The organism is Streptomyces silaceus, from assembly GCF_001419745.1.
GTDB classification, from domain to species: domain Bacteria; phylum Actinomycetota; class Actinomycetes; order Streptomycetales; family Streptomycetaceae; genus Streptomyces; species Streptomyces silaceus.
Genome location: NZ_LIRJ01000690.1, coordinates 1 through 6071, shown reverse-complemented (window position 1 = coordinate 6071; position 6071 = coordinate 1). Strand labels below are relative to the sequence as shown.

Annotated in this window: 5 protein-coding genes; 2 read left to right on the top strand and 3 right to left on the bottom strand. The window is 75.2% G+C overall.

The features are described 5' to 3' along the window. Positions 1-196: 196 nt before the first annotated feature. Together AOK22_RS38720 and AOK22_RS38715 are read right to left on the bottom strand one after the other, a co-directional pair. Positions 197-724 carry a nucleoside/nucleotide kinase family protein gene (locus AOK22_RS38720; RefSeq protein WP_055703307.1) on the bottom strand — a complete coding sequence of 176 codons (528 nt, stop codon included), beginning with the start codon at positions 722-724 and terminating at the stop codon, positions 197-199. A gap of 74 nt (positions 725-798) precedes the next feature. Further along, positions 799-1896, bottom strand: a complete 1098-nt coding sequence (locus AOK22_RS38715; protein WP_055703306.1) for an enolase C-terminal domain-like protein — start codon at positions 1894-1896, stop codon at positions 799-801. Between the two features lie 431 nt (positions 1897-2327). Here AOK22_RS38715 and AOK22_RS38710 point away from each other — a divergent pair, with 431 nt between their 5' ends. Further along, a complete protein-coding gene (locus AOK22_RS38710; protein WP_055703305.1) occupies positions 2328-3695 on the top strand; it encodes an NAD(P)/FAD-dependent oxidoreductase in 1368 nt (455 codons plus the stop codon). Then, positions 3682-5529: a transketolase gene (locus AOK22_RS38705; protein ID WP_055703304.1), complete on the top strand. Its 1848-nt coding sequence runs from the start codon at positions 3682-3684 to the stop codon at positions 5527-5529. The genes AOK22_RS38710 and AOK22_RS38705 overlap by 14 nt, the downstream gene beginning before the upstream one ends. Before the next feature lie 26 nt (positions 5530-5555). On the opposite strand, the gene AOK22_RS38700 is transcribed toward AOK22_RS38705, so the two are convergent. Next, positions 5556-6071, bottom strand: a 516-nt coding sequence (locus AOK22_RS38700; RefSeq protein WP_055703303.1) for a hypothetical protein, incomplete at its 5' end; no start/stop codon positions are given.

Below are 6071 nucleotides of genomic sequence, written 5' to 3'. Positions count from 1 at the left end.
CCCGCCGCGCAGGCGGACCCGACCGGCGCGGGCCTCGCCGAGCCCGTCGGACCCCCGGGCGGGCCCGGCACCCCCGCGCCCCCGCCGATGCCGTCCGCCGCGCCCGGCGCCCCGCGGACCGAGGGGCCCGAGCGGTCCCAGGCGCCCGACGCCCCGCCGCGCCGGCACGGGTGAGTGACGGAGGCCGCCGTGCGGGTCACCGCCACCCGGTCACCGCCACCACCTCCTTCGCGATGTCCGTCAGCGCGCGGGCGTCCGTGGCGACGCGGTGCGTGTCCGGTGGTACGTGCTCGTCCAGGTGCCGGGCCATCAACCGGCTGCGGCGCAGCTGCTGTTCGAGCTCCGAGCCCCGCTCGCGCCCCCGCAGCCGCTCCTCCGCCGTGGCGTCCGTCGCGGTCAGCAGGACCCGGATGACGCGCGGCCCGTCCAGCGCCTCGGTGAACAGCGATTCCTCGCTGCCCAGCACGCTCGCCGTGTTCGTGTAGACGAGCCGACGGCAGCCGAGGTCCCGGTAGTTGGCCCAGATCGCCGCGAGGTTGCGGCCGGTGATCCCGGAGCGGTGCGGGTCGTCCGGCGGCGCCGGATGGACCGCGTCCAGGAGGTCGCCCTCGATCAGCGCGTGGCCGACGTCCGCCGCGCGCAGCAGCGCCGCGACCTCCCAGCCGACCGACGACTTGCCGACGCCCGAGCGGCCCCCGATGAGCAGTACTTCGCTGTTCCCCATCACCGGAGCGTGTCAGGCGGCGCGCCCCGCAGGCGACCGGAATTCCCGCGCCCCGGCTCCGCCCCGAACCGCCCTCACGCCACCCGGAACTCCGCCACCTCGTCCGTGCGCAGCAGCAGGCCGTGCCCGATCCCGCCGTCCGGTCGGACCACGCCCCCGGTCGGGTCGAGCGCCCCGTCGAAGAACATCGACTCGATGCGCACGTGGTCGTGGAACCACTCGATGTGCCGCAGGTTCGGCACGCACGCGGCGACCGCGGCGTGGGCGTGCGGCGCGCAGTGCGCCGAGACCTCCAGGCCGTGCGCCTGCGCGAGGGCCGCCGCGCGCAGCCACTCCGTCAGGCCGCCGCAGCGCGTCGCGTCCACCTGGAGGCAGTCCACGGAGGGGATCATGCGGGCGAAGTACGGCAGGTCGTAGCCGTACGCGCCCGCCGCGACGTCGCACACCAGCGCGTCCCTGACCAGCGCGAGCCCCCGCAGGTCGTCGGCGGACACCGGCTCCTCGAACCAGCCGACGCCGTGCTCGGCGAGCACCCGGCCCACCCGCACCGCCTGCTTGCGCGTGTAGCCGCCGTTCGCGTCGACGTACAGCTCGGCCTGCGGGCCGATCACGTCGCGCGCGGTGCGCACCCGGGAGACGTCACGGGCGGCGGCCCGGCCCCAGCCCTCCCCGACCTTGATCTTGACGCGCGGGATGCCCTGCCCGTGCACCCAGCCGTTCAGCTGCGCCGCCAGATGCGTGTCGTGGTAGGTCGTGAAGCCGCCGCTGCCGTAGACGGGGACCTCCGTGCGGGCCGCCCCGAGCAGCCGGCCGAGCGACAGTTCGAGGAGGCGGGCCTTGAGGTCCCACAGCGCGATGTCGACCGCCGAGATCGCGCACGCGGCGGCGCCGGAGCGGCCGGTGTTGCGCACCGCGTGCGCCATCGCGTCGTGCGCGGCGGGGATGTCCAGGGCGTCGCGTTCGGTGACGACGGGGGAGAGCTGCTCGTCGAGGAGGGCGGCGACGGAGGCGGGACCGTAGGTCCAGCCGGTGCCGGTCGCGCCGCCCGCCGTGATCTCGACGACGACGATCGTCGTGGTGTCCCAGGCGAAGGTGCCGTCGGCCTCGGGGGCGTCGGCGGGGACGGTGTAGGCGGAGACGACGGGCCGTTCGATGGGGACTTCCTGCTTCATCGGGATCTTTCCTCGGTCATGGGCCGTGGGGTGTGTCTTCAGGGGAGGGGGAAGCGGCACGGGGTGTTCCAGACGGGGTGTTCCAGGAGCAAGGGCGGGGGAGCGGAGCCCGGTCCGTCCGGCCGTCGGGCCCGCGACGACCGGCGGACGGAGCGGGGAGGACGCGGGACGGGTACGACGTCGGGTAACCCCTCCGCGCGGGCGCAAACAGCGTGCGCGCGGGGCGTGACCAGCGCGGTCCACCGCCACGGGCGGTGCGGACGGATGACCCGTGACCGGAAGCGATCCACGGCCGGTGACCGGCAGCGATCCACGGCCCGTGACCGGGGCGCGGCGGGCGATCCGGCGCGGGGTCCCGCGCCGCGCCCGGCCGGAGTTTGGCCGCCGTCCCGCAGGGGCACGCGGGAGGCCCGAACCGCCGGAGGTGGACCGTGGGCCGACCCCGCATCGTCGTCGTCGGAGCCGGATTCGCCGGCTCCCGCGCCGCACGCACCCTGTCCCGGCTGACCCGGAACAAGGCCGACATCACCCTGCTCAACCCGACCGACTACTTCCTCTACCTGCCGCTGCTGCCCCAGGTCGCCGCGGGCATCCTGGAGCCCCGGCGCGTCACCGTCTCGCTCTCCGGCACGCTGCCGCGCGTACGCCTCGTGCTCGGCGAGGCCGACGGCGTCGACCTGACGGCGCGCAAGGTGACGTACACCGACCCCGAGGGGCGGTCCGGCGAGCTCGCGTACGACCGGCTCGTCCTCGCCGTCGGCAGCGTCAACAAACTGCTGCCCGTGCCCGGTGTCGCCGAGCACGCGCACGGCTTCCGCGGGATCCCCGAGGCGCTGTACCTGCGCGACCACATCACCCGCCAGATCGAACTGGCCGCCGCTGCGCCGGACCCGGAAACCTGCCGGTCCCGCTGCACGTTCGTGGTCGTCGGCGCCGGCTACACCGGCGTCGAACTCGCCGCCCACGGCTCCCTGTTCACCGACGCGCTGGTGCGCCACCAGCCGCTCCGCGAGGGCATGCGGCCCCGCTGGCTGCTCCTCGACATCGCCGGCCGCGTGCTGCCCGAACTCGACGAACGGCTCTCCAGCACCGCCGACCGTGTCCTGCGGCGGCGCGGTGTCGACGTACGCACCAAGACCTCCGTCAAGGAGGCCACCTCCGGCGGAGTGGTCCTGGACGACGGGGAGTTCGTCGACACCCGCACGCTCATGTGGTGCGTCGGTGTGCGGCCCGACCCGTTCGTCGAAGGGCTCGACCGGCCCCTGGAGCGGGGACGGCTGCTCGTCGACCCGTTTCTCCAAGTTCCCGGCCAACCCGACGTGTTCGCCTGCGGGGACGCCGCCGCCGTGCCCGATCTGCACCGTCCCGGCCGGTACACCCCGATGACCGCGCAGCACGCCTGGCGGCAGGGCGCCGTCGCGGGCCACAACGTCGTGGCCTCCCTCGGCGTCGGCACCCGCCGCCCCTACCGCCACCGCGACCTCGGCTTCACCGTCGACCTCGGCGGCGTCCAGGCCGCCGCCAACCCGCTCGGCGTGCCGCTGTCCGGACCGCTCGCCGGGGCCGTCACCCGCGGCTACCACCTTCTGGCGATGCCCGGCAACCGCGTGCGGGTCGCCGCGGACTGGCTCCTGGACGCCGTACTGCCCCGCCAGGCCGTGCAGTTGGGCCTCGTCCGTTCCTGGTCGGTGCCGCTGGACACCGCGGCCCCGGAACTGGCCCGGGTGCCGGACGGGCGCGGGGCCCCGGACGGGCAAGGGGCGCCGCACACGAAGGAGGACTCCCATGGACACCAGTGAACTCACCCGGCTCGCCCAGCAGTTGCGTGTGGACGCGGTGCGCGCCGCGGCCGCCGCGGGATCCGGGCACCCCACCTCGTCGATGTCCGCCGCCGACCTGATGGCGGTGCTCATCGGCCGCCACTTCCACTACGACTTCGACCGCCCCGACCACCCCGGCAACGACCGGTTCATCCTCTCCAAGGGCCATGCCTCGCCGCTCCTGTACGCGGCGTACAAGGCGGCCGGGGCACTCACCGACGACGAATTGCTCACCTTCCGCGCACGGGGCAGCCGCCTCGAAGGGCATCCGACGCCGCGCGCCCTGCCCTGGGTCGAGGTCGCCACCGGATCGCTCGGGCAGGGGCTGCCCGTCGGCGTCGGCATGGCCCTGTCCGGCAAGCGGCTCGACCGGATCCCGTACCGCGTCTGGGTGCTGTGCGGCGACAGCGAACTCGCCGAGGGCTCCGTCTGGGAGGCGGCCGAGCACGCCGGGTACGAGCATCTCGACAACCTCACCGCGGTCGTCGACGTCAACCGCCTCGGACAGCGCGGCCCGACCCGCCACGAGTGGCACCTCAAGGACTACGCCGACCGCTTCAGGGCCTTCGACTGGCACGTCGTCGAGACCGACGGCCACGACGTCGACGCCGTCGACCGCGCCTTCCGCGAGGCGGGCTCCACCGCGGGCCAGCCCACCGTGGTCCTCGCCCGCACCGTCAAGGGCAAGGGCGTCGCGTCCGCCGAGAACCGCGAGGGCCTGCACGGCAAACCGCTGCCGGACCCGCGGGCGGCGATCGAGGAACTGGGCGGCGCCCACGACATCCGCGTGGCCGTCCGCAAACCCGCCGCCGCGCGGACCCTGCACGCGGTGCGCAGCGGCCACCTCGAACTGCCCCGCCACGAGGCCGGCGCGTCCGTCGCGACCCGCACCGCCTACGGCCAGGCGCTCGCCGCGCTCGGCACCGCGCGCGGCGACGTCGTCGCCCTCGACGGCGAGGTGAGCGACTCGACGCGTACGGAGTACTTCGCCAAGGAGCACCCCGACCGCTTCTTCGAGTGCTACATCGCCGAACAGCAACTCGTCGCCGCCGCGGTCGGGTTGGCGGCGCGGGGCTGGGTGCCGTACGCCTCGACGTTCGCGGCGTTCCTCACGCGCGCGCACGACTTCGTGCGGATGGCGGCGATCAGCGGCGCGGACATCAACCTCGTCGGCTCGCACGCGGGCGTCGCGATCGGCCAGGACGGGCCCTCCCAGATGGGCCTCGAAGACCTCGCCCTGTTCCGCGCGGTGCACGGCTCGACGGTCCTCTATCCCTGCGACGCCCATCAGACGGGACGGCTCGTCGCACAGATGGCGGGGCTGGAGGGCGTCAGCTACCTGCGTACGTCGCGTGGGGACACGCCCGTCATCTACGGCCCTGACGAGGAGTTCCCCGTCGGGGGCTCCAAGGTCCTGCGCTCCGACGACGCCGACCGGCTGACCGTCGTCGCCGCCGGGGTGACCGTCCACGAGGCGCTGACCGCGGCCGATCTCCTGGCCCGCGAGGGCATCCCGGTACGGGTGATCGACCTGTACAGCGTCAAGCCCGTCGACCGCCGCACCCTGAACGAGGCGGCCGCGCGCACCGGCTGTCTGCTCACCGTCGAGGACCACCGCGAGGAGGGCGGCATCGGCGACGCGGTCCTGGACGCCTTCACCGACGGCCGGCCCGTGCCGCGCCTGGTGCGGCTCGCCGTGCGGACGATGCCGGGCTCGGCGTCGCCCGCCGAGCAGCTGCACGCCGCGGGCATCGACGCGGAGTCGATCGCGGCGGCGGTGCGGCTGCTGGTGGAGGAGGGGGTCGTGCGGTGAGAGCGGCACGGCGGTGAGCGGGGCGCTCACCCAGGAGCTGCCGTTCTCCGGAACCAGGCGTTGGCCGTCGGGTGGAACATCAGGACCAGCGCCGTCAGCCCCGCCGCCCCCAGCAGGACGCGGCCGCCGCCCGTCAGGACGTCCACCACGCCCACGTCCCGGAACGCGTCGCCGAGCGCGGGGCCGTCGGCGAGCCACCGGACGGGCCCGGCCGCCAGGGCCAGTGTGCCGAGCACCCCGGACCCGCAGGCCAGCGCCGCCCGCGCGCCCCGCGAACCGCGGCGCATCCGCACCGCGAGCAGGACGACCGCCGAGAACACCGCCATGTGCAGCGCGGGCCCGCCCCCGACGGCGGCGAAGGACGCGTCGCCGTCGGCCACCGCCCCGGCCACGGCGAGCACCGTCCCGAAGAGGCCCGCCGCGACCGCGGTGAGCCAGAGCGCGTAGGACGCTCTGACGGCGGCGGGTGCCGGTGGCTCGTCGGTGCCCGGCAGCATCGGCGGCAGGAGTCGGGGCTCGTGCGGGCGCGGGGTCGAGGTCGA

What these genes read in the sequence shown, in the direction of transcription:
- AOK22_RS38720 (WP_055703307.1), bottom strand. Translation starts at nt 724, where the DNA reads ATGGGGAACAGCGAAGTACTGCTCATCGGGGGCCGCTCGGGCGTCGGC.
- AOK22_RS38715 (WP_055703306.1), bottom strand. Translation starts at nt 1,896, where the DNA reads ATGAAGCAGGAAGTCCCCATCGAACGGCCCGTCGTCTCCGCCTACACC.
- AOK22_RS38705 (WP_055703304.1), top strand. Translation starts at nt 3,682, where the DNA reads ATGGACACCAGTGAACTCACCCGGCTCGCCCAGCAGTTGCGTGTGGAC.